General features: G+C 69.7%; 16 protein-coding genes. 4 read left to right on the forward strand and 12 right to left on the reverse strand.

Annotation, left to right across the window (positions count from 1 at the left end; all coding sequences use genetic code 11):
* Positions 1–29: 29 nt before the first annotated feature.
* A complete protein-coding gene (locus tag AC067A_RS29235) occupies positions 30–1,313 on the forward strand; it encodes a ribonuclease D (RefSeq protein ID WP_479245483.1) in 1,284 nt (427 codons plus the stop codon).
* A 109-nt stretch (positions 1,314–1,422) separates the two neighbouring features.
* Here the strand turns inward: AC067A_RS29235 and AC067A_RS29240 are convergent, their stop codons facing one another.
* Positions 1,423–2,544: an alpha/beta fold hydrolase gene (locus AC067A_RS29240; RefSeq protein ID WP_479245484.1), complete on the reverse strand. Its 1,122-nt coding sequence runs from the start codon at positions 2,542–2,544 to the stop codon at positions 1,423–1,425.
* 307 nt (positions 2,545–2,851) lie between these two features.
* Here AC067A_RS29240 and AC067A_RS29245 point away from each other — a divergent pair, with 307 nt between their 5' ends.
* Entirely contained in the window at positions 2,852–4,066 is a 1,215-nt protein-coding gene (locus AC067A_RS29245) for a thiolase family protein (protein WP_479245485.1), read from the forward strand.
* Entirely contained in the window at positions 4,063–6,201 is a 2,139-nt protein-coding gene (locus tag AC067A_RS29250) for a 3-hydroxyacyl-CoA dehydrogenase NAD-binding domain-containing protein (protein WP_479245486.1), read from the forward strand. The genes AC067A_RS29245 and AC067A_RS29250 overlap by 4 nt, the downstream gene beginning before the upstream one ends.
* Positions 6,202–6,275: 74 nt before the next feature.
* Here the strand turns inward: AC067A_RS29250 and AC067A_RS29255 are convergent, their stop codons facing one another.
* From AC067A_RS29255 to ngcE, 10 genes are all read right to left on the reverse strand, one after another.
* Positions 6,276–7,352: a PLL family lectin gene (locus AC067A_RS29255; protein WP_479245487.1), complete on the reverse strand. Its 1,077-nt coding sequence runs from the start codon at positions 7,350–7,352 to the stop codon at positions 6,276–6,278.
* A 99-nt stretch (positions 7,353–7,451) separates the two neighbouring features.
* Positions 7,452–8,930: an amino acid permease gene (locus tag AC067A_RS29260; RefSeq protein ID WP_479245633.1), complete on the reverse strand. Its 1,479-nt coding sequence runs from the start codon at positions 8,928–8,930 to the stop codon at positions 7,452–7,454.
* A gap of 156 nt (positions 8,931–9,086) precedes the next feature.
* Entirely contained in the window at positions 9,087–11,006 is a 1,920-nt protein-coding gene (gene dxs, locus AC067A_RS29265) for a 1-deoxy-D-xylulose-5-phosphate synthase (protein WP_479245488.1), read from the reverse strand.
* 269 nt (positions 11,007–11,275) lie between these two features.
* Entirely contained in the window at positions 11,276–12,574 is a 1,299-nt protein-coding gene (locus AC067A_RS29270) for a sugar ABC transporter permease (RefSeq protein ID WP_479245489.1), read from the reverse strand.
* Positions 12,571–13,359 carry an ATP-binding cassette domain-containing protein gene (locus tag AC067A_RS29275; protein ID WP_181924844.1) on the reverse strand — a complete coding sequence of 263 codons (789 nt, stop codon included), beginning with the start codon at positions 13,357–13,359 and terminating at the stop codon, positions 12,571–12,573. The genes AC067A_RS29270 and AC067A_RS29275 overlap by 4 nt, the downstream gene beginning before the upstream one ends.
* A gap of 295 nt (positions 13,360–13,654) precedes the next feature.
* Positions 13,655–14,716 carry a sugar ABC transporter substrate-binding protein gene (locus tag AC067A_RS29280; RefSeq protein ID WP_479245490.1) on the reverse strand — a complete coding sequence of 354 codons (1,062 nt, stop codon included), beginning with the start codon at positions 14,714–14,716 and terminating at the stop codon, positions 13,655–13,657.
* A gap of 122 nt (positions 14,717–14,838) precedes the next feature.
* Positions 14,839–16,050 carry an ROK family transcriptional regulator gene (locus AC067A_RS29285; RefSeq protein ID WP_479245491.1) on the reverse strand — a complete coding sequence of 404 codons (1,212 nt, stop codon included), beginning with the start codon at positions 16,048–16,050 and terminating at the stop codon, positions 14,839–14,841.
* 173 nt (positions 16,051–16,223) lie between these two features.
* Positions 16,224–17,165 carry a carbohydrate ABC transporter permease gene (locus AC067A_RS29290; RefSeq protein WP_479245492.1) on the reverse strand — a complete coding sequence of 314 codons (942 nt, stop codon included), beginning with the start codon at positions 17,163–17,165 and terminating at the stop codon, positions 16,224–16,226.
* A complete protein-coding gene (locus tag AC067A_RS29295) occupies positions 17,165–18,094 on the reverse strand; it encodes a carbohydrate ABC transporter permease (RefSeq protein WP_479245493.1) in 930 nt (309 codons plus the stop codon). The genes AC067A_RS29290 and AC067A_RS29295 overlap by 1 nt, the downstream gene beginning before the upstream one ends.
* A 100-nt stretch (positions 18,095–18,194) precedes the next feature.
* Positions 18,195–19,643 (reverse strand): N-acetylglucosamine/diacetylchitobiose ABC transporter substrate-binding protein, encoded by a 1,449-nt coding sequence (gene ngcE / locus AC067A_RS29300; protein WP_479245495.1) that lies wholly within the window; start codon positions 19,641–19,643, stop codon positions 18,195–18,197.
* A gap of 532 nt (positions 19,644–20,175) precedes the next feature.
* Between ngcE and AC067A_RS29305 the strand changes: the two genes are divergently transcribed.
* Positions 20,176–21,096: an FG-GAP repeat domain-containing protein gene (locus AC067A_RS29305; RefSeq protein WP_479245496.1), complete on the forward strand. Its 921-nt coding sequence runs from the start codon at positions 20,176–20,178 to the stop codon at positions 21,094–21,096.
* A gap of 99 nt (positions 21,097–21,195) precedes the next feature.
* Here AC067A_RS29305 and acnA read toward each other — a convergent pair whose 3' ends face one another.
* Positions 21,196–23,913, reverse strand: a complete 2,718-nt coding sequence (gene acnA / locus AC067A_RS29310; RefSeq protein WP_479245498.1) for an aconitate hydratase AcnA — start codon at positions 23,911–23,913, stop codon at positions 21,196–21,198.
* Positions 23,914–24,072: the final 159 nt, after the last annotated feature.

Below are 24,072 nucleotides of genomic sequence, written 5' to 3' on the forward strand. Positions count from 1 at the left end.
CGCTTGCCGTTCACCGATACCCTTGACAGGTGACCGACGCCCAAGAGACCGCAGCAGACACAGCACTGCGCACCACCGGGGGCGGCCCCCCGGACGACGATGTCCCTGCGAATGGGCTTCCGATCCCGTTGCTGGAGCCCCGCGAGGGGATCCCGCCCGTCGTCGAGACCGAGGACGCCCTCGCCGAGGTGATCGCCGCCTTCGCCGCCGGAACCGGCCCGGTGGCGGTCGACGCCGAGCGCGCCTCCGGCTACCGCTACGGACAGCGCGCCTACCTCGTCCAGCTCCGCCGCGAAGGCGCGGGCACCGCGCTCGTCGACCCCGTCGGCTGTCCCGACCTGTCGGGGCTCGGCGAGGCGCTGGCGGGCACCGAGTGGATCCTGCACGCCGCCACCCAGGACCTCCCGTGCCTGCGTGACATAGGCATGCTCCCCACCTCCCTCTTCGACACCGAGCTGGCCGGACGGCTCGCGGGCTTCCCGCGGGTCGGCCTCGGCGCGATGGTCGAGTCCGTCCTCGGCTACGCCCTGGAGAAGGGCCACTCCGCCGTGGACTGGTCCACCCGCCCGCTGCCCGAGCCGTGGCTGCGGTACGCGGCCCTCGACGTCGAACTCCTCGTCGACCTGCGCGACGCGCTGGAGAAGGAGCTCGACCGGCAGGGCAAGCTGGAGTGGGCCCTCCAGGAGTTCGACGCCATCGCCTCCGCCCCGCCCGCCCCGCCGCGCAAGGACCCGTGGCGCCGGACCTCCGGCATGCACAAGGTGCGCCGCCGCCGCCAGATGGCGGTCGTACGGGAACTGTGGACGGCCCGTGACAAGGTCGCCCAGCGCCGTGACGTCTCCCCCGGCAAGGTCCTGAGCGACGCGGCCATCGTCGAGGCGGCGCTCTCGGTGCCGGTGAACGTGGCCGCGCTCACCGCGCTGCCCGGCTTCGGCAACCGGATGGGCCGGCGCCAGCTGGAGCAGTGGCAGGCCGCCGTCGACCGCGCCCGCGCGCTGCCGGAGAGCGAGCTGCCCCAGCCCGGCCAGCAGATCGCGGGCCCGCCCCCGCCGCGCGCCTGGGCCGACAAGGACCCGGCCGCCGCGGCCCGCCTCTCGGCGGCCCGCACGGCGGTCTCGGCCCTCGCCGAGGAGCTGAACCTGCCGCAGGAGAACCTGATCACCCCGGACACGGTGCGGCGGGTCTGCTGGGAGCCGCCGGCCCCGGCCGACGCTTCGGGCGTGGCCGCCGCTCTGGCGGGATACGGCGCCCGGCAGTGGCAGGTCGAGCTGGTGACCCCGCTCCTCGTGAAGGCGCTGACGGCGACCGCGTAGCCCTGCTCGTGAAGTCCCCGGCCGGTGTGCGGCCGGGGGCTTCGGCGTACCGCGGGGCGGGGCTGAGTGCTTCGCCGTACTACGGGGCGGGGCTGGGGGTTTAGCCGTACTACGGGGCGGGGCTGAGGTTGCCGTCGGTGTCCATGTCGAAGACGCCGTTGGTCTTGCCGTCGACCTTGAGGTGCTTGAGCCAGTGCTTCGAGAGGTTGTGCACGTTCTTGTGCTGCATCTCCCACACCACCGAGTGCCCCGCGCAGGCCAGCTTGACCATCAGCTTGTGGGAGCCCGTGACGGCCTCGTAGAGCGCGGGGACGGAGAAGTCGAGTTCCGGATTCGGGTTGGGCGGTGACGTGTTCACCTGGCGGTCGTGCTCCCCGTACACCATCAGGACGGGCACGTCGCCGCCGAGCACTCCGCCCTGCGCCGCGGTGGTGCTGTTCCATCCCCACCGGACGAAGTTCCTGATGCGGTTGAGCCCCGTCGGGGGTCCCCAGGTGCTGCCGATCGGGTCGTTCTCCATGATCGCGTTCCAGGCCACGTCGACGATGCCGGGTGCGCGCTGACCCTCACAGGGCGCCTCCGCGGCCCATCCCGCGTCGAATCCCGTCTTCCCGCCGACGAACATGGGGAAGCCGGGCAGCGGCAGCGTGGCCGGCGGGTTCGACGTGCCCAGGGGCGGGAAGATCGGCGCCAGCAGGAACAGGCTCGACACCTTCCCCGGGTTGTTGACCGCGTACGGCCCCATGGTGAACGCGGCGGCGGACCAGCCGATGAAGGCGACCTTGTCCACCTGGCACTCTGCGCGGATGAACTCCACGACGGTGTTCAGTTCGTCCCGGTCGCTGTTCGAGTTGGTCAGCTGGAACGGGTAGGTCGGCGGGCCCGGCACGAACCCCGGCGGCCTCGGCGTCAGCAGGGGCTGCTGGGCCGGGTTGACGTTGTGGGGGTCGTCCATCTTGGGGCGCGGGGAGCGGCCCGAGCCCTGGAGGTCCATCAGGAAGACGTCGTAGCCGGCTTTCGCCAGCGCCTCGGCCCAGCTGTACGACTCGTGCCGGAGGTCGCAGCCGGCCAGCACCGGCACGCTCCGGCCGTGGAGCATGAGGACCGGTGTGCGCGGCCCGCTGCCGGAGGTGTCGCGCCGCTCCCGTACGAAGAGCTTGACCGGCTCGCCGGCGTTCGCGGGGACGGTGGAGATGTGGGGGACTTGGTGGTCGGTGGTGACGATGGCCATAGGAGTCCTTTCCGTGGGCAGGGGCCGCGGCCTCGTGCCGCGGCCGGTGCCAGCCTCCGCCCGCCGACGGGCGGCCACGCCGCGACGCGGCCGCCGCGCTGGGCCATCGGGTAGCGGGACCGTCCGAACAGACGGGCGTACGCGGGGGGCGCGCGGCCGGCCTGGTGGCATCCTCGGAATGTGACCTTCGCCGCTTGGGCCCCAGGGGCTGGGCAGCCTGGTTACCCACAAGTAGCATGGGCGGAGCAAGCGCGCGCTTAGGCGTGTGCCGCAGCAGTGCCATCCCGCACCCTGGAGGAGAGCCATCGTGCCTCGTACCGTCAGGGACGTCGTCTTCGTCGACGGCGTCCGCACCCCGTTCGGCAAGGCGGGCCCGAAGGGCATCTACCACGAGACCCGCGCCGACGACCTCGTCGTCAAGGCCATCCGGGAGCTGCTGCGCCGCAACCCCGGCCTCGACCCGACGAAGATCGACGAGGTCGCCATCGCCGCGACCACGCAGATCGGCGACCAGGGCCTGACCCTCGGCCGCACGGCGGGCATCCTCGCCGGGCTGCCGCAGTCGGTGCCGGGCTACTCCATCGACCGCATGTGCGCCGGCGCCCTCACGGCCGTCACCAGCGTCGCCGGTTCGATCGCCTTCGGCGCGTACGACGCCGTCATCGCCGGTGGTGTCGAGCACATGGGCCGCCACCCCATGGGCGAGGGCGTCGACCCGAACCCGCGTTTCGTGTCGGAGAAGCTCGTCGACGAGTCCGCCCTGTTCATGGGCATGACCGCCGAGAACCTGCACGACCGCTACCCGAGCATCACCAAGCAGCGCGCCGACGAGTACGCCGTGCGCTCGCAGGAGAAGGCCGCCAAGGCGTACGCCGACGGCAAGATCCAGCAGGACCTGGTGCCGATCTCGGTGCGCCGCACCGACGCCTCCACCGGTGAGACCGGCTGGGGCCTGGTCACCGCCGACGAGCCGATGCGCCCGGGCACCACCCTGGAGTCGCTGGCGAACCTGAAGACGCCGTTCCGCGTCCACGGCAACGTCACCGCGGGCAACGCGGCCGGCCTGAACGACGGCGCCACCGCCTCGATCATCGCCTCCGAGGACTTCGCCCGGGAGAACGACCTCCCGGTCAAGATGCGCCTCGTCTCCTACGCCTTCGCCGGCGTCGAGCCCGAGGTCATGGGCTACGGCCCGATCCCCGCGACCGAGAAGGCCCTCGCCCAGGCCGGCCTGTCCATCGAGGACATCGGCCTCTTCGAGGTCAACGAGGCCTTCGCGGTCCAGGTCCTCGCCTTCCTGGAGCACTACGGCATCGCCGACGACGACGCCCGCGTGAACCAGTACGGCGGCGCCATCGCCTACGGTCACCCGCTGGCCTCCTCCGGCGTCCGGCTGATGACACAGCTGGCCCGCCAGTTCGAGGAGAACCCGCAGGTCCGCTACGGCCTCAACACGATGTGCGTCGGCTTCGGCATGGGCGCCACGGTCATCTGGGAAAACCCCCACTGGGAGGGCAAGTGAGCACCACCGCCGAGCTTCTGAAGGGCGCCGCGGAGCTCTTCCCCGACGAGGTCGTCACGAGCGCCCACGTACGGCACTTCGAGCTGCCCGCGGGTGCGGGCCGGTTCGCCCTCATCACGCTGGACAACGGCTTCGACCACACCAAGCCGACCACCTTCGGCCCGCAGTCGCTGGCCAACCTGAACGCGGCGATCGACCAGGTCGAGGCCGAGGCCGCGAACGGTGAGATCACCGGCGTCGGCCTCACCGGCAAGCCGTTCATCTTCGCCGTCGGCGCCGACCTCAAGGGCGTCGAGCTGCTGAAGAAGCACGACGAGGCGCTCGCCATCGGCAAGGGCGGCCACGACGTCTTCAAGCGTCTGTCCGCGCTCGCCGTCCCGACGTTCGCGTACTACAACGGCGCGGCCATGGGCGGTGGCGTCGAGGTCGGTCTGCACTGCACCTACCGCACCGTCTCGAAGGCGCTGCCGGCGTTCTCGCTGCCCGAGGTCTTCCTCGGCCTGGTTCCCGGCTGGGGCGGCTGCGCCATCCTGCCGAACCTGATCGGCGCCGAGAAGGCCGTCTCGGTCATCATCGAGAACTCGCTGAACCAGAACCGCCAGCTCAAGGGCAAGCAGGTCTTCGAGCTGGGCATCGCCGACGCCCTCTTCGAGGGCGCGGACTTCCTGGAGCAGTCGCTGATCTGGACGGCCTCCGTCCTGAACGGCTCCGTAACCGTCGAGCGCCCCGAGGTCGACCGCGGCGAGGCCTGGGACCAGGCCGTCGCCAAGGGCCGCGCCATCGCCGACTCCAAGGTGCACGGCGCCGCCCCGGCCGCCTACCGCGCCCTGGAGATCATCGAGGCCGCCAAGGACGGGGACCTGCAGAAGGGCTTCGACGCCGAGGACCAGGCCCTCGCGGACCTGATCATGGGCGGCGAGCTGCGCTCCGGCATCTACGCCTTCAACCTGGTGCAGAAGCGCGGCAAGCGTCCCGCCGGCGCCCCGGACAAGTCGCTGGCCCGCCCGGTCACCAAGGTCGGTGTCGTCGGCGCCGGTCTGATGGCCTCCCAGCTCGCCCTGCTCTTCCTGCGCCGCCTGGAGGTGCCGGTCGTCCTGACCGACATCGACCAGGAGCGCGTCGACAAGGGCGTGGGCTACGTCCACGCCGAGATCGAGAAGCTGCTCGGCAAGGGCCGCATCAACCAGGACAAGGCCAACCGCCTCAAGGGCCTGGTCTCCGGTGTCCTGGACAAGGCGGCGGGCTTCGCGGACGCGGACTTCATCATCGAGGCCGTGTTCGAGGAGATGTCCGTCAAGCAGAAGGTGTTCGCGGAGGTCGAGGCGGTCGCCCCGGCGCACGCGATCCTCGCCACCAACACCTCCTCGCTGTCCGTCTCGGAGATGGCCTCCGAGCTCCGGCACCCGGAGCGCGTGGTCGGCTTCCACTTCTTCAACCCGGTCGCGATCCTCCCGCTCCTGGAGATCGTCCGCGGCGAGAAGACGGACGACGCCTCGCTGGCCACCGCGTTCGGTGTCGCCAAGAAGCTGAAGAAGACCGCGGTCCTCACCAAGGACGCCCCGGCGTTCGTCGTGAACCGCATCCTGACCCGCTTCATGGGCGAGATCCAGAACGTCATCGACGAGGGCACCCCGGTCGAGACGGCCGAGAAGGCCATCGAGCCGCTCGGTCTGCCGATGTCGCCGCTGGTGCTCCTGGAGCTCGTGGGCCCGGCCATCGGTCTGCACGTCTCCGAGACCCTGAACCGCTCCTTCCCGGAGCGCTTCACCGTCTCGCCGAACCTCAAGCGCGTCGTCGAGGCCGGCAAGCGGGGCTTCTACGTCTACAACGCCGAGAACGGCTTCAAGCCGGAGCTCGACCCCGAGGTCGCCGCCCTCCTCGTCCAGGGCGACTCCGTCCTGACCGAGGAGCAGGTCCGCGACCGCGTCCTGGACGCGGTGGCGCAGGAGATCGGCCTGATGCTGGAGGAGGGTGTCGTCGCCGAGGCGCAGGACATCGACCTCTGCCTGATCACCGGCGCCGGCTGGCCCTTCCACCTGGGCGGCATCACGCCGTACCTGGACCGTGAGGGCGTCTCCGAGCGCGTCAACGGCAAGCCCTTCCTCGCGCAGGGCGTGGCGAGCGTCCCGGCGTAACACCCAGGGCGTACGCGTACGGCCCCGGCACCTTCTCCAGGTGCCGGGGCCGTTCCCGTATGCGGCGGGGGCGGTCACCCTATGGAGCGCCAACCCTCCAGCTGCAGACCGGCCGCCGCGCTCTGGCGGGTGGTGATCAGCGAGCCGCCGGACAGGGCCATCGCGACCAGGCGTCCGTCGAGCCCGCGGGTGAGGACGGTGTCGAGCGGTTCCTTCGGCTCCCCGTGCTCCGACCAGCGGATGCCCTCGGACTCCCGCTCGCCCGGGTAGGCCGCGAGGAGGAGCCGGCCGTCCTCGGACCGGCGGGCGAGGACGGTGGACTCGACGCCGTCGACGAGACAGCAGGTGGCGGCGAGCCTTCCGGTGCCGGCCGCCTCGCCGAGGACGGTGGGCTCCAGGTCGCGGCCCGGCGACCAGGCACGGACCTGGTCCGCCTTGTCGACGTAGAACAGCGTCGCGTGCCCGGAGGGGCCCGTGGTGGCCGCGAGGGTGCCGAAGGTGACCTCGGCGGGCAGGACGTCCTTGCGGACCGGGCGGGCGCCCGGCTCCTCCTGGACGTAGCGCAGGAGGCCCTTGTCGGTGGCCGTGAGGAGCTCGACGCGCCCCTCGCCGTTGCAGACGGCGACCGGGGAGGGGTCGGTGCCCCAGCCGTGCAGGTCCCACCAGGGGTGCCAGCCGCCGGCGTCCTTCTGCGCCCGCACGCTGAGCCCGCCGCCCCCGTTGCGGACGAAGGCGTACGCGCGACCCTCGGCGTCCACGGCGACGGCCGGGTTGCCGGTCCACGGCCCCTTGCCGTTGGAGTGCCCGATCGGGCGCCAGGGCGCGGCCGGACGGCCGGTCTGGAACTGGACGCTGTGCACCAGCTCGACGTGTCCCTCTCCCCCGGCCGTGGGCCGCAGGCCGACGAGGTGGACGTAGTGGTCCGCTCCCTGCCCGACGGCGAGGAAGGACGTCAGTCCGTCGCCGCCGAGCGAGACGGGGCCGCTCCAGCGGCCGTCGGGCTCCTCGGTCCAGCGCACCACCTCGCCGTCCCGTGGCAGGTAGGCGCTGAACCGGCCCTCGCCCCCTCTGGTCAGCCAGGCGCCCTGGAGAACGGGGGCGGCGGAGGAGCCGTGGGAGGGGGCAGCGGGGGCCTGGGATCGATTCGCCATGAGGGGATCCAGCACTCCGGTCGTCGGAAGGAGTTCGGGTACGAGCCGACTGTAGTCGCCCTCCCGAACGGTCCCTTCCGCGCCTGCGGCATCTCCCGCTCAGTACTTCGCGTCCGGGCCCGTCCGTCCGAGCCGGCTGTGACCGCGCCCGTACAGGAAGTACACGACGAGGCCGATCGCCATCCACACGGCGAACCGGAACCAGGTCTCGCCCGGCAGGTTGAGCATCAGCCAGACCGAGGCGGCGATGGAGAGGATCGGCAGCGCCGGCACCCACGGGGTGCGGAAGGCGCGCGGCAGGTCGGGGCGGGAGCGGCGGAGCACGATGACGCCGATCGCGACGACGACGAAGGCGAAGAGGGTGCCGATGTTCACCAGGGTCGCGAGCTCGTTGATGCTGGTGAAGCCGGCGACGATCGCGATGATCACGCCGAGCAGGATCGTCGGCCGGTACGGCGTCTTGAAGCGGGGGTGCGTGACGGAGAAGAAGCGGGGCAGCAGGCCGTCACGGCTCATCGCGAAGAAGACGCGGGTCTGGCCGAGGAGCAGGATCAGACACACGGTCGTGAGGCCGACGGCGGCGCCGAAGCTGATCACGCCCGCGTAGAAGGGATGCCCGGCGGCCTTGAAGGCGTCGGCGAGCGGGGCGCTGACGGAGAGCTCGGTGTAGTGCTGCATTCCGGTGACGACCAGCGCCACGGCGACGTAGAGCACGGTGCAGATGAGGAGCGAGCCGAGGATGCCCCGGGGCATGTCGCGCTGCGGCAGCTTGGTCTCCTCGGCCGCGGTGGCCACCACGTCGAAGCCGATGAAGGCGAAGAAGACGACCGAGGCGGCGGTGAAGATGCCCATGACGCCGAAGTTCGTCGGCTCGTAGCCGAAGATCAGCTGGACGAGCGGGGAGTCCCAGTTCGAGCCGCCGCCCTCGGGGGTCACGGCCGGCGGGATGAACGGCTTGTAGTTGTCGCCGACGATGAAGAACAGTCCGGCGACGATCACGATCATGACCACGGTGACCTTGATGGCCACGACGACCGCGGTGATCCGGGCGGACAGCTTCATGCCCAGGACGAGGACCACGGTCAGCACCAGGACGAGCAGGAAGGCCAGGATGTCGAAGGTGCCGCCCCGCACGTCCGGGCCTTCGAGCGAGGCCGGTAGGTGCCAGCCGATGTTGTCCATCAGCGACCGGACGTAGCCGGACCAGCCGACGGCGACCACCGCCGTACCGAGGGCGAACTCCAGGACGAGGTCCCAGCCGATGATCCAGGCCGGCAGCTCGCCGATCGAGGCGTACGCGAAGGTGTACGCCGATCCGGCCACCGGCACCGTCGAGGCGAACTCGGCGTAGCACAGGGCGGCGAGGGCACAGACGATGCCGGCCGCGACGAAGGCGAGCGCGGTGGCCGGGCCCGCGTTCTCCTTGGCGACCTTGCCGGTCAGCACGAAGATGCCCGTGCCGATGATGACGCCGACGCCGAAGACGGTCAGGTCCCAGGCCGACAGGGATTTCTTGAGGGCGTGCTCCGGTTCCTCGGTGTCGCGGATCGACTGCTCGACCGATTTGGTCCGGAACATGCCGGAGTTCGCGCGTGGCTGCTGGTCCGTACTCACGGTCGTACCTCCCTGGCATGGTGCTGCCCGTCCTGTGGTCAGAATGCACGCGAAAGGGCCGGTCGGCACTCCGAAGAGTGATCCGACCGGCCCCAGGGTGACGACGGGTGACGGTGGACGTCAGTCGCGGGCGGGCTCCACGGCCTGCGTGCTGGACTCGAAACGGCCGTCGAGCCGGGAGACCAGACCGGTGACCTGACGGGCGATGTCCGGGGCGGTCAGCCCGATCTCGGCCATCACCTCGCCGCGCGAGGCGTGGTCGAGGAAGCGCGGCGGGATGCCGAAGTCACGCAGCGGCACGTCGACGCCGGCGTCGCGCAGCGCCTGGGCGACGGCCGAGCCGACACCGCCGACGCGGCTGTTGTCCTCGACGGTGACCACCACGCGGTGCTGCTCGGCGAGCGGGGCGAGGGCCTCGTCGACCGGCTTGACCCATCGGGGGTCGACGACGGTGGTGGAGATGCCGTGCCGGTCGAGGAGGTTGGCGATCTCCAGGCACATGGGAGCGAGGGCGCCCACGGAGACCAGCAGGACGTCCGGCCGGTCCGTACCGGGCTCGCGGAGCACGTCCATGCCGCCGACGCGGCGCAGGGCGGGGACGGCCGGGCCGACCGCGCCCTTGGAGAACCGGACCACCGTCGGGGCGTCGGTGACCTCGACGGCCTCGCGGAGCTGGGCGCGGACCTGGTCGGCGTCGCGCGGCGCGGCGAGCCGCAGGCCGGGCACGACCTGGAGGATCGACATGTCCCACATGCCGTTGTGGGAGGCGCCGTCGGTGCCGGTGACGCCGGCCCGGTCCAGGACGAAGGTGACGCCGCACTTGTGCAGGGCCACGTCCATCAGGACCTGGTCGAAGGCGCGGTTGAGGAAGGTCGCGTAGACCGCGAAGACCGGGTGCAGGCCGCCGGTGGCCAGGCCGGCGGCGGAGACCGCGGCGTGCTGCTCGGCGATGCCGACGTCGAAGACCCGGTCCGGGAAGGCCTTGGCGAACTTGTCGAGGCCGACGGGCTGGAGCATCGCCGCGGTGATGGCGACGATGTCGGCGCGCTCCTTGCCGAGCGCGACCATCTCGTCGGCGAAGACGCCGGTCCAGTCGGCGCCGGACGAGGAGATCGGCAGCCCGGTGTCGGGGTGGATCTTGCCGACGGCGTGGAAGCGGTCGGCCTCGTCCTGGAGGGCGGGCTGGTAGCCGCGGCCCTTCTCGGTGAGGCAGTGGACGATGACCGGGCCGCCGAAGCGCTTGGCGCGCGTGAGGGCGGACTCCAGGGCCTCGATGTCGTGGCCGTCGATGGGGCCGACGTACTTGAGGCCGAGGTCCTCGAACATGCCCTGCGGGGCGATGAAGTCCTTGAGGCCCTTCTTGGCGCCGTGCAGGGTCTCGTAGAGCGGCTTCCCGACGACGGGGGTGCGCTCCAGGATGTCCTTGCCGCGGGCGAGGAAGCGCTCGTAGCCGTCGGTGGTGCGCAGGGTCGCCAGGTGGTTGGCGAGGCCGCCGATGGTGGGCGCGTAGGAGCGCTCGTTGTCGTTGACGACGATGACGAGCGGGCGGTCCTTGGCGGCGGCGATGTTGTTCAGCGCCTCCCAGGCCATGCCGCCCGTGAGGGCCCCGTCGCCGATGACGGCGACGACGTGGTCGTCCTTCTTCAGGACCTCGTTCGCCTTGGCGAGGCCGTCGGCCCAGCCGAGGACCGTGGAGGCGTGCGAGTTCTCGATGACGTCGTGCTCGGACTCGGCCTGCGAGGGGTAGCCCGAGAGGCCGCCCTTCATCTTGAGCTTCGAGAAGTCCTGGCGTCCGGTGAGGAGCTTGTGGACGTAGCTCTGGTGGCCGGTGTCCCAGAGGACCTTGTCCTTCGGGGAGTCGAACACCCGGTGCAGTGCGATGGTCAGCTCGACCACACCGAGGTTGGGGCCGAGGTGCCCGCCGGTCTTGGAGACGGCGTCCACGAGGAACGACCTGATCTCGTCGGCCAGCTGGTCCAGCTGTTCCGGGGAGAGCCGGTCCAGATCTCGCGGTCCCCTGATACGGGTCAGCAGAGCCACCCGTTCCTCCTTGCTTTGAGCTGGTCGAGCTTGCCGATTTGTCGAGTCTAATGTTCCGTCTTGGATCGTGGGCATCGGGCCGGGGGGTGAGGCATCACCCGCACGGCCGACATCCCGCTGACCTGTACGGCTCCGTGCGCGCCCGGGCACTGCTCCGGACGCAGCAGTGCCCGGCGCCGGTTTCACGGCGCCGGGCGGTGTGGCGGGCGTTACGCGCGCGGGTGGGGGTCCCCGGGGCCGGTCCGGCCCCGGATCCACCGGACAGGTCGCTAGGCGCGTCCCGCCGTCTTCTGCGTCTTGCGGGAGACCGAGTCGATGATGACGGCGATGAGCAGGACGGCGCCGGTGATCATGTACTGGATCGCGTTCGAGGACAGGTTCATCTGGTTGAGGCCCTGGACGATCGACTGGATGACCAGGATGCCCAGCAGTGCCGACCAGACCTTGCCGCGTCCGCCGAACAGGGACGTACCGCCGATGACCGCGGCGGCGATGCACATCATGAGCTGGTTGCCGCCGCCGAGGGAGCGGTCGGCGCCGCCGGTCGCGGAGGCGAGGAACAGGCCGCCGACGGCGCCCATGGTGCCGGAGATCATGAACACCGAGATCCGGATCCACGACACGTTGATGCCGGCGCGGCGCGCGGCCTCGATGCCGCCGCCGACCGCGAAGACCTGGCGGCCGTAGGTGGTGCGGCGGAGCACGAAGTCGGTGACGAGCAGGATCAGCAGGAAGATCACCAAGGAGAGCGGGAGGCCCTGCTCCTGGTTGAAGCCGTAGGCGGCGACGAGGACCAGGACCGCCAGGACGGCGGTGCGCAGGATGATCTCGCTCTGCGGGCGGTGCGGCAGCTCGGCGGCCTTGCGGCGGCGGGCGTCGCGCAGCTGGGCCAGGTAGAAGGCGGCGACGACGACCACGGCGAGGCCGTAGGCGGCGGCGACGTCGGAGAAGTAGTACTTCGTGAGGTCGCCGACGAAGCTGCCGATCGGCGTCGGGATGGTGGACTTGTCGCCCATCACCCAGGTCTGGAGACCGGCCCAGCCGAGGAAGCCGGCGAGGGTGACCACGAAGGCGGGCACGCCGATCTTGGCGAAGACCAGGCCGTGGAAGGCGCCCAGGAGGGTGCCGGACAGGATGCCGAGGATGATCGCGAGGCCGTCCGGCATGTCCGTGCCGAGGACGCCCCAGACGGCGCCGGCCAGGCCCGCCACGGAGCCGACGGCGAGGTCGATCTCGCCGAGCAGCAGGACGAAGACGATGCCGACGGCCATGATGCCGGGGCCGACCGCGTACAGCGTGATCTGGTCGAGGTTGTACGAGGTGATGAAGTTGCCGGTGAGCGCCTGGAAGACGATGCCGATGACGATCAGGCCGATGACGACCGGGAGCGAGCCGATCTCGCCGGAGCGGATCTTGCGCTTGAACTCGTCGACGTATCCCTTGAAGCCCTGCTCGCGGACGAGGAGGCGGGGGTCGACGGCGGGGATCGCCGCGGCGGCCGGGGCCTCCTCGCTGCGGGGGTCGGGCACGGCGGCCTGGTCGCTCGCGGTGGAAGGGGTCTTGCTCACTTCGCTACCTCCGCGTTGCGGGCCTGGCGGCGGGTCACGGCGTTGTCCGTGGCACCGGTGATCGCGGCGATGATCTCTTCGTGCGTGGTGGTGGCGACCGGGAAGGTGCCGTTGTTGCGGCCCAGGCGCAGCACCGCGACGGTGTCCGCGACGGCCTTCACGTCGGCCATGTTGTGGCTGATGAGGATGACGCCGAGGCCCTGCTCGCGCAGCCGCTCGACCAGGTCGAGGACCTGGGCGGTCTGCTCGACGCCGAGGGCGGCGGTCGGCTCGTCCAGGATCACGATCTTGGGGTTGCCGACCAGGGCGCGGGCGATGGCGACGACCTGCCGCTGGCCGCCGGAGAGGGCGGCGACGGGGATGCGGACGCTGGGGATGCGGATGGAGAGGGTGGAGAGCAGGTCCTTGGCCCGCTTCTCCATGGCGACCTCGTCGAGGACGCCGCCCTTCTTGATCTCGCGGCCGAGGAACAGGTTGGCGACGACGTCGAGGTTGTCGCAGAGCGCGAGGTCCTGGTAGACGGTCGCGACACCGAGGTTCTGGGAGTCGTGCGGCCGCTGGATCTCGACCTGCTCGCCCTCCCACTCGATGACGCCCTCGTCGATGGGGTGCACGCCGGCGATCGTCTTGACCAGCGTGGACTTTCCCGCTCCGTTGTCGCCGACGAGCGCGACGACCTCTCCTGCGTGGACTTCGAGATCGACACCGGAGAGGACCTGAACCGCTCCGAACCGCTTGAAGATCCCGCGCAACGCCAACACGGGCGTCTGGGACACGTGAACCAACTCCTTCGCCGCCCGCGGGCGGCGGCATGTCGCGCCGCCGGTGCAGCGCCGAAGTTTCGAGGGGGGGCTGAGCTCGTCCGGCCCCCGGACCGACAGCGGGGTCTGGGTCGGCCGGGGACCGGACGGGCGGGGGGACGGATCCGGTCGCCGTGCGCCGGCCGTTCGCGGGGTGATCACGGGGTGTTCACCCTGTGTACGCGGCCGGGGGCGACTCGCTTCCGAGAGCGCTCTCCGCGCGCCCGTCGGCGGGATCCGGGCGCCGGGCCTCGGGGAGCCCGGCGGGGTGGGGCAGGGGCTACTTGACGCCCAGCTCGGTGCACTTGGCGGCGAGGTCCGCCGTGCAGAGGTCGGCGGCCTTGTAGATGCCGTCCTGGACCACCGTGGACTGGATGTTGGTCTTGTCGACCACGACCGGGGCGAAGAGCGTCGACGGCACGCCGTCGGTGTTGCCCTGGGCGCCGAGCTCCTTGCCCTGGAGCAGGTTCACCGCGAACTTGGCGGCCTCGGGGGCCAGCTGGAGCGGCGACTTGTAGATGGTGAAGGTCTGGGTGCCGGCGATGATGCGCTGGATGCCCGCGACCTCGGCGTCCTGGCCACCCACCGGGATGCCCTTGATGCCCGCGTTCTCGAGGGAGGTGATGATGCCGCCGGCCATGCCGTCGTTGGCGGAGTACACCGCGCCGATCTTGTCCTTGCCGACCGAGGAGATCGCGGCGGCCATCTTCTCGCCGGCGACCTTCGGGTCCCACTCGCCGGAGGCCTCGTAGGCGATCTTGACCTTGCCGTCGAGGGCGGTGTGGGCGCCCTTCTTGAAGAGCCCGGCGTTCGGGTCCTTCTCGTCGCCGTTGATCATCACGACGTTGGCGGTGGCGGCCTTGGCGCCGAGGGCGGTCAGCAGGGCCTGGCCCTGGAGCTCGCCGACCTTGTTGTTGTCGTGGCTGACGTAGGCGTCGGCGCCGGCGACGGCGCGGTCGTACGCGACGACCTTGACGCCCTTGGCCTTGGCGTCCTTGACCCAGCCCGCGGCCTTCTCGGCGTCGACCGGGTCGAGGGCGATGACCTTGACGCCGTCGGCGATCAGCTGGTCGAACTGCTGCTTCTGCTTCACGACGTCGGAGACCGCGTTGTTGTACACGATCTCGCAGTCGGAGCAGGCGGCCTTGACGGCCTTCTCGAACTGGGGCTTGTCCAGCGCCTCGTAGCGCGAGGTCTTGTTCTCGGGCAGGAGCAGACCGATCTTGGTCGAGCTGCCCTTGTCCTCGCTGTCGCCGCCGCCGGCCTTGCCGCAAGCGCCGAGCGTGAGAGCCATCGAGACCGCGGCCGTTGCTATGACGGCACGACGCGTCACTGCGTTCATGTGTGGTTGCCTCCCTGACGAGGCCGCGACGTTGCGGCCGAGGTGTCCCGAAGTCAACTCGGCCGCAACGTTGCCGTCAAGAAGTAAATTCTTAACGAGATGACAACGGTGGTGTTCGTTATCTAAGTGAAGGCAAGGCGGGAGACCGGAGCGGCTGCGGGCAGGGCACTCTCCAACAGGGTCGAATCGCCCATTTCGCTCAGGACGAGGGCGAGTGCGCCGAGCACCTCGGCGCGCCCGCCCAGGGCCCCCTGGGCCAGCGACAGCTGCCGGGCTGCACTGGGGATCGCGTACCGCGAGACGGAGTCCCTGATGGGCGCGAGGACCAGCTCCCCGGCCTCCGCGAGGTCGCCGCCGAGCACCACCCGGCTCGGGTTCAGGAGATTGCAGAGGTTGGCGATGCCGCTGCCGATGTGCCGGCCGACGTCGGCGATCACCCGGCGGCAGCCGGGGTCGCCCTCGCGGGCCAGCTGGACCACCCGCTCCATCGTCAGATCGGGGCCGTGGCTGGGCTGGAGCAGCGGCAGGACGTACCGGGCGGCCGTGAAGGTCTCCAGGCAGCCGCGGTTGCCGCAGCGGCAGACGGGTCCCGACTCGTCGAGCGTGATGTGCCCGATCTCCCCCGCGGTGCCGCCGGGTCCCCGGTAGACCCGCCCGTCGATCACCAGGCCGGCGCCGACGCCGCTGGCCACCTTGATGTACGCCAGGTCCTTGACGCCCCGGCCGCCGCCCCAGACCAGCTCGCCCAGCGCGCCGAGGTTGGCGTCGTTGTCGACGTGCACGGGGACGCCGAGCCGGCCGGTGAGCTCCTCGGCCGGGTTGATGCCGCTCCACCCCGGCAGGATCGACGTCGAGCCGAGGGTGCCGGAGGAGACGTCGATGGGGCCCGGCACGCCGAGCCCGACGCCGATCACCTTGTCCCGGCCGATGCCGGTGGCCTGGATCAGGCGGTTGACCAGCTGTTCCGCCCGGTCGAAGCCCTCCGCGGCGGAGGCGTCGACGTCGAGCGGCTCGGACTCCTCGGCGAGGACCTGGTGGGCCAGGTTGCCCACGGCGACCCTCAGGTGGGTGTGCCCGAAGTCCACGCCGATCACGATGCCGGCGTCGCCGGACAGCGAGACGCTGCGGGCCCGGCGGCCGCCCGCGGAGGTGGGCGTGACCTCGACGGTCCCGCCGTCCTTCAGCTCCCGCACGATGTTGGAGACCGTGGCTGCCGAGAGGCCCGTCGCCCTGGCGATCTCCGCCTGGGTGAGCGAGCCGGCCATCCGCACCGCCCGGACGACCCGTTCGAGATTGGCCCTGTGCAGAGACGTCTGCGACCCCGGAGTCTCCATCGACTCACTCACTCCCACCGTTTTCTCCAACATGTGAACCCTAAGGGGACTCTTTCGGCTTGGTCCCCGTCAAGACCTTGAGTGGCGGGCGGTACGGGTCACACGACGCGAAGGGCCCCCGGCGCACGGTGCGCCGGGGGCCCTGGGGACCTCGGTCCGGGTTACTTCACGACTTACTTCACGGCACCGGCGGTGAGACCGGCCACCACCTGCCGCTGGAAGACGATGTACGCCGCCAGCACGGGCAGCATGGCCATCACCAGGCCGGCGAAGAGGCCGGACCAGTCACCCTTGTAGCCCTGGCTGACGGCCAGCTGGACGAGTCCCTGGGAGAGCACCTTCCGCTCCGGCTCGGTGTTGAGCACGGTCGGCAGCAGGTACTGGTTCCACTGGCCGAGGAAGTTGAAGATGCCGACGCTGATGAGGCCGGGCTTGGCCATCGGCAGCATCACCTGGAAGAAGGTCCGGGTGTGCGAGGCGCCGTCCACGAACGCCGCCTCCGCCACCGAGGTCGGCAGGGTGCGGAAGAAGGCGGTGAGGAAGAAGACGGTGAACGGCAGCGAGTACGCGATGTAGACGAGGATCAGGCCGTGCAGCGTGTTCAGCAGCGCGATGTTCTGCATGACGTAGAACAGCGGCACGAGCGCCAGGATGATCGGGAAGCTCATCCCGCCGATGAAGAGGAAGTAGATGAAGCGGTTGCCCGGGAAGTCGAAGCGGGCCAGGACGTAGGCCGCCATCGAACCGAACAGGAGCGTGCCGACGAGCGAGCCTCCGACCACCAGGAGGGTGTTCAGGAAGTAGTCGCTCATGTGCGCCTCGGTCCAGGCGCGCGACCAGTTCTCGAAGTGCAGCCTGTCGGGCAGCGACCACGGCGAGGTGAAGATCGCCCGGTCGGTCTTGAACGAGGTCATGACCGCCCAGAGCAGCGGCATCACGACCATGACCGCCCAGACGACGAGCATGCCGTGCGAGAAGACGTTCAGCACCGTGCCGTCGCCCCGGGAGCGCTTGGCGGGGGCGGCGTCCGTGGTCTTGCCGAGCGTGAGGCCCGGGCCGGCCGGGGAGCCGGGGGCGTCCTCGACGCCGGTGGAGGCAGTGTCGGTCGTCTTCATCAGAACTCCAGCCGCTCGCGCCGGCCCAGCTTCATCACGACGGCCGCGAAGGCGAGCGTGACGAGGAGGAGCGCGACACCGATGGTCGTTGCGTAGGCGGCCTGACCGTCCCGGAATGCCTTCTGGTACACGTACAGCGGCATGACGATGGTGGAGTAGTCGGGCCCGCCGCCGTTGGGGCCGACGGTCATGATCTGGACGACGGCGAAGGACTCCGCGCCGAGCGCGAGGATGCCCATGTAGATCCAGCCGGACTGCACGGTGTCCCAGAGCAGCGGCAGCGTGATCCTGAAGAACGTGGTGAAGCGGTTCGCGCCGTCGAGCAGGGCGGCCTCGTAGAAGTCCCTCGGAATGGACGCCATGCCGGCCGAGAAGAGGACGACGAAGAATCCGACGGTGGACCAGACGAGGACCACCATCACGCAGATGAGGGCGAGATCCGGGTCGCCGAGCCAGTCCGGCTGCACGCTGCCGAGACCGACTCCCTTCAGTACGGAATTGATGGCTCCGCTATTGGGGTTGTACGCGAACTGGAAGAGCAGCGCCACGATCGCGATCGACAGCACCTGCGGGAAGAAATAGACGATCTTATAGAAGGACGAGCCGCGCACACCCGCGATCGCCGCCCCCCTGCGGCGCCGACCGCCGACATTGAGCATGAAGGCGAAGAACAGCGCGAGACCGACGGTCACCAGCGGCAGCACCACCGCGAAGGTCAGACTGTGCTGGAGCGATTTCCAGAAGATCTCGTCGTCCAGCATTCTGCTGTAGTTGTCGAATCCGACCATCCCGAATTCGGGGCTCAGTCCGGTCCAGTCCGTGAACGAGTAGTAGATGGACTGGATGAAGGGCCAGATGACGAACAGCGCGTAGAGCGCCAGGGGGGCCGCCAGGAACCCCACGATGAAACGGTACTTGCCGTGTTGCATTCCTACCGACCCCGATCTTCCCGCGGAGGCGCGCCGCCGGTGCTGCGCGCGAAGGGGCCGGGGCCCGCTCCCGGTCGGCGGGAAGGGGCCCCGGCACTGCTCACTGGTGCTTGTAGTGCTTGATCGACGAGTCCTTGGCCGCCTCGTCGGCGTACTTCTGGATCTTCTTGATCGTCTCGGCCGGGGTCGCGCGGCCGGCCATCATCTCGCCGAGGCCCGCCACGCCGATCTTCTCCTTCTGGAGGGCGACGTACCAGTCCTGGAGGCGCGGGTTGACGACGTTCTGGCCGGCCTTCTCCAGCGCGGCCACGCCGGACTTCAGGCCCGGCGTCAGCTCGATGCCGTCGGTGCCGCCGTTGAGGGCGGTCAGGGACTTCACCGACTGGGTGAAGTTCTTGGAGGAGGCCTCGCTGAGCATGATGCGCAGCTGCTCCATGCCGCCCTCGGCGTTCGCCGCCTTGGCCGGGACGATGAAGGGCTCGCCGCCGGAGGCCCAGATGGTGCCGAAGGGCATCTTGTCGGAGGAGTCGATGCCGGTCGGGGCGGAGACGGCCAGGTTGAAGTCGGCCGGCATGGTCTTCGCCGCCTCGTTCTCGACCCAGGAGCCGTTCGGGATGAACAGCGCCTTGCCCTCGGTCCAGGCGGTCTGCGACTGGATGTGGTCGAGGCCGGGGGTGCCCTTGAGGATGTACCCCTTCCGCACGAGCTCGTAGTAGGCCTCGAAGCACGCCTTGACCGCGGGGTGCTCCCAGGCCTTCGGCTCCAGGTTGTCGATGGCGTCCAGGACCTCGCGGCCGCCGACCTTCGCGATCATCGGGTAGAGGGAGAAGGGGACGTAGTACGGGTGCTTGCCGGCGTACGTCCAGCCCGCGATGCCCTTCTTCTTGGCCTTCTCGCAGACGGCCAGCATCTCGTCCCAGGTCTCCGGGTACTTCGCGTCGAGCGAGTCGAGGAGCTTCTGCGAGTACCAGACGCCGTAGACCGTGTAGGCGTAGTACATGATCCACACCGGAGCGCCGTCGAACTGGCCCATCTCGACGATGCCGGGCCGCAGGGTGTCGCGGACCGTCTTCTTCGGGTCGTCGATGGAGGGCGAGTCGAGCAGCGGGGTGAGGTCCATGAGCTGCTTCTGGCCGACGAGGACACCCATGTCCATCTGCTCGGCGCCGGAGTTGTCGATGAGGTCCGGCGGGTTGCCGCCGTTGAAGCGCGGCTGGAGCGTGGTGGTGATCTTCTGGGTGGGGGTGAACTTGACCTTCGCCTTCGGATAACTGGTCTCGTAGACCTTGACCGCGTCCTTGGCGTACTGCTGTCCGAATCCACCGTCGAAGAGGACGAAATCGAGCGGGGCCGCCTCGTTCACCCCGAGCGGGTTCTTTTCGGACTTCGTGCCCTTCTCGACCTTCCCGTTGCCACCGCTGTCGCTGCTCGCGCAGGCGGACAGGAAGCTCATCGTCGGCACCGAGATCAGACCGATAGCCGCGGAGCGCTTGATCAGATCGCGGCGGCCGAAGCCGCCCTCATTGGTCTGTGCGGAGGTGGATCCCATGCTCAAGTCCTCGCCTTCATTCAGGACTCAGGCGGTGTACCGGTCGCCCGTACTACTCGCTCGCCACAGGCGAAGGGCCCCGCCACCGCGGTCATTTGCAGCCGGGTCGTGCAGGCGTCGGGCCGTCGTCCGATGGAAACGACTGGCTGGACGCCGACAGGTATAGTCCACTTCCCTTCGCCGGAGCAAGATCGAAAGCAGGTTTACACGGCCATCTTTCCCGAGTTGAGACCTGCGGGATAAGCACGCTGGATCTGCGGCGTTTCGTCCAACCATTCGTGAACCAACACCCTTGACACCGCAGCGGAGTTGCCCGTACGGGGTCGCGACACGCCCTTTCCGCGGACACCGGTGGGACACTAACCGACAATCGGGACATACGGTCTTGGACCGAAACAGTTGTGTCACAAACCGCTTGCCCGGTGAAGATCTCGTGAGAAGGATCCTGGATCATAGAGGTTCCGCCGCCTCCGCCCCTTGTGGCGCACGCGCGGCGGCACCTGCCTTATTCCACTCGGAACTGGAGTACTACGTGGCCAAGTCTTCTGGCCTGAACCGCACGGGCGCCCTGTCCCGTGTCACGGTCGCCGCGATAACGGCGGCCCTCGTCGGCACCACCACGGCCGCCGTGGCGGCCGACGCCCCCCAGCCCGCCCGTTCGGCCTCGGCCGTCCAGAAGGCGGCGCCGAAGGCGGGCACCCTCGCCGCTTCCTCCGCCTCCGCCGTCGCCGACGGCGAGCTGCGCGGTGTGGACGGCTCGGGCTTCATGTACGCGTACCTTCCGAACGGCACCGGCGGCTTCAGCGGCCGTCAGTACGTGGGCAGCGGCTGGCAGTACACCAACCAGCTGACCATGGCCGACCAGAACGGCGACGGCGAGACCGACGGCGCCTGGGACGTGACCGGCGGCCGCCTGTCGTACACCGCCTGGGGTCAGGACGGCATCTCCCTCGGCTCCGGCTGGGGCGTCTTCAACAAGGTCGTCTCGACCGGCAACCTGGGTGGCGCGGCCGCCCCGGACCTGCTGGCGCGCGACAGCGCGGGCCGCCTGTACCTGTACCTCGGGTACGGCAACGGCAAGCTCGCCCCGCGCACGCAGATCGGCACCGGCTGGGGCATCTTCAACCAGATCACCGGCAAGGGCGACATGACCGGCGACGGCAAGGACGACGTCCTCGCCCGTGACAGCGCCGGTTACCTGTGGCTGTACCCGGGCACGGGCAACTACCTCAAGCCGCTCGGCCCCCGGGTCAAGGCCGGCAACGGCTGGAACGGCCTGAACACCTTCGTCTCCAGCGGTGACGTCAACTACGACGGTGAGCCCGACGTGGTGGCCCGCGACTCCTCGGGTTACCTGTGGCTGTACCCGGGCACCGGTCTCGCGAACCCGGCCTTCAAGCCGCGCGTGAAGATCGGTACGGGCTGGAACACGTACCGCCTGATCTTCTCCTGACCTCCCGCGCCCTCGCGGCGCGCACGTCGGGAAAGCCGAAAGGGCCCCGCTCCTCTTCCGAGGAGCGGGGCCCGCTTCGTGCTACCGGATCCGGTGGCGTCAGCCGCGGATGAGGTTGCGGAGCACGTACTGCATGATGCCGCCGTTGCGGTAGTAGTCCGCCTCGCCGGGGGTGTCGATGCGGACGACCGCGTCGAACTCGACGCCGGTGTCGGTGGTGACCTTCACCGTGCTGGGCGTGGTGCCCTCGTTCAGCTCGGTGACGCCGGTGATGGAGAAGGTCTCCTCACCGGTCAGGCCGAGCGAGTCGGCCGACTGGCCGGCCGGGAACTGCAGCGGCAGGACGCCCATGCCGATGAGGTTCGAGCGGTGGATGCGCTCGTACGACTCGGTGATGACGGCCTTGACGCCGAGGAGCGCGGTGCCCTTGGCGGCCCAGTCGCGGGACGAGCCGGAGCCGTACTCCTTGCCGCCCAGGATGACCAGCGGGGTGCCGGCGGCCTGGTAGTTCTGCGAGGCGTCGTAGATGAACGACACCGGGCCGTCGGCCTGGGTGAAGTCGCGGGTGAAGCCGCCCTCGGTGCCCGGCGCGATCTGGTTGCGCAGGCGGATGTTGGCGAAGGTGCCGCGGATCATGACCTCGTGGTTGCCTCGGCGCGAGCCGTAGGAGTTGAAGTCACGACGCTCCACACCGTGCTCGGTGAGGTACTTGCCGGCCGGGGTGTCGGCCTTGATGGCGCCGGCCGGGGAGATGTGGTCGGTGGTGACCGAGTCGCCCAGCTTGGCCAGGACGCGCGCGCCGACGATGTCGGTGACCGGGGTGGTCTCCATCGTCATGCCCTCGAAGTACGGGGGCTTGCGGACGTAGGTGGACTCGTTGTCCCACTCGAAGGTGTTGCCGGTCGGGATCGACAGCGCCTGCCACTGGGCGTCGCCCGCGAAGACGTCCTGGTAGGACTTGCGGAACATGTCCTCGCCGATGGCGTTGGCCACGACGTCGTTGACCTCGGCCTCCGACGGCCAGATGTCGGCCAGGTAGACGGGCTTGCCGTCCTGGTCGACGCCGAGGGCGTCCTTGGTGATGTCCACCTTCATGGAGCCCGCGATGGCGTACGCGACGACCAGCGGCGGGGAGGCCAGGTAGTTCATCTTGACGTCGGGGTTGATGCGACCCTCGAAGTTGCGGTTGCCCGAGAGCACCGAGGTCACGGCCAGGTCGTGCTCGTTGACGGCCTTGGAGACCTCCTCCGGCAGCGGGCCGGAGTTGCCGATGCAGGTGGTGCAGCCGTAGCCGACGAGGTTGAAGCCGACCTTGTCGAGGTACGGGGTGAGGCCCGACTTGTCGAAGTAGTCGGTGACGACCTTCGAGCCCGGGGCGAGGGTGGTCTTGACCCACGGCTTGCGGGTCAGGCCCTTCTCCACGGCCTTCTTCGCGACGAGCGCGGCGGCGACCATCACGTACGGGTTCGACGTGTTGGTGCAGGACGTGATCGCGGCGACGGTGACGGCACCGTGGTCGATCTCGTAGGTCGAGCCGTCGGGGGCGGTCACCTGGACCGGCTTCGACGGGGCGCCGTTGGGGTGGTTCGCCGGGGCGTCGGAGGCCGGGAAGGACTCCTTGCCCGCCTCGTCCACCTCGTCGACGTAGTTGCGGACGTCCTGGGCGAACTGCGCGGCGGCGTTCGCGAGGATGATGCGGTCCTGCGGGCGCTTCGGGCCGGCGATGGAGGGGACGACCGTGGAGAGGTCGAGCTCCAGCTTCTCGGAGAAGTCGGGCTCGGCGGCCGGGTCGAGCCAGAGGCCCTGCTCCTTGGCGTACGCCTCGACGAGCGCGACCTGCTGCTCGGAGCGGCCGGTGAGCTTGAGGTAGTTCAGGGTCTCGCCGTCGATCGGGAAGACCGCGGCGGTGGAGCCGAACTCCGGCGACATGTTGCCGATGGTGGCGCGGTTGGCGAGCGAGGTGGCGGCGACGCCCTCGCCGTAGAACTCGACGAACTTGCCGACGACGCCGTGCTTGCGCAGCATCTCGGTGATCGTGAGGACCAGGTCGGTGGCGGTGGTGCCGGCCGGCAGCTCGCCGGTCAGCTTGAAGCCGACGACGCGCGGGATGAGCATGGAGACCGGCTGGCCGAGCATCGCGGCCTCGGCCTCGATGCCGCCGACGCCCCAGCCCAGCACGCCCAGGCCGTTGACCATGGTGGTGTGCGAGTCGGTGCCGACGAGGGTGTCGGGGTACGCCTGGCCGTTGCGGACCATGACGGTGCGGGCCAGGTGCTCGATGTTCACCTGGTGGACGATGCCGGTGCCCGGCGGGACGACCTTGAAGTCGTCGAAGGCGGTCTGGCCCCAGCGCAGGAACTGGTAGCGCTCCTTGTTGCGGCCGTACTCCAGCTCGACGTTCTCCGCGAAGGCGGAGTTCGTGCCGAACTTGTCGGCGATGACGGAGTGGTCGATGACCATCTCGGCCGGGGAGAGCGGGTTGACCTTCGCCGGGTCGCCGCCGAGCGCCGCGACGGCCTCACGCATGGTGGCGAGGTCGACGACACAGGGGACACCGGTGAAGTCCTGCATGATCACGCGCGCCGGCGTGAACTGGATCTCCTGGTTCGGCTGGGCCTGGGAGTCCCATTCGCCGAGCGCCCGGATGTGGTCGGCGGTGATGTTCGCGCCGTCCTCGGTGCGGAGCAGGTTCTCCAGGAGAACCTTCAGGCTGTAAGGGAGGCGCGCGGAGCCCTCGACCTTGTCCAGCTTGAAGATCTCGTACGACTCGTCGCCCACGCGCAGCGTGCTGCGGGCGTCGAAGCTGTTCGCCGACACGACAGTCTCCTTCATATATGTGCGCGTTCCACCACATCCTGCCGCCACGTACGCGTCGTCGATCCGCTAAGGTAAGGCTTAGTTAGGGAACCCTTACCAAGTTGGCGGCAGCGGTGCGCCTCGGCAGATATCTCGATGTCGAGATAACTCTAGTACATC

This window comes from Streptomyces sp. NPDC043176, assembly GCF_056436715.1.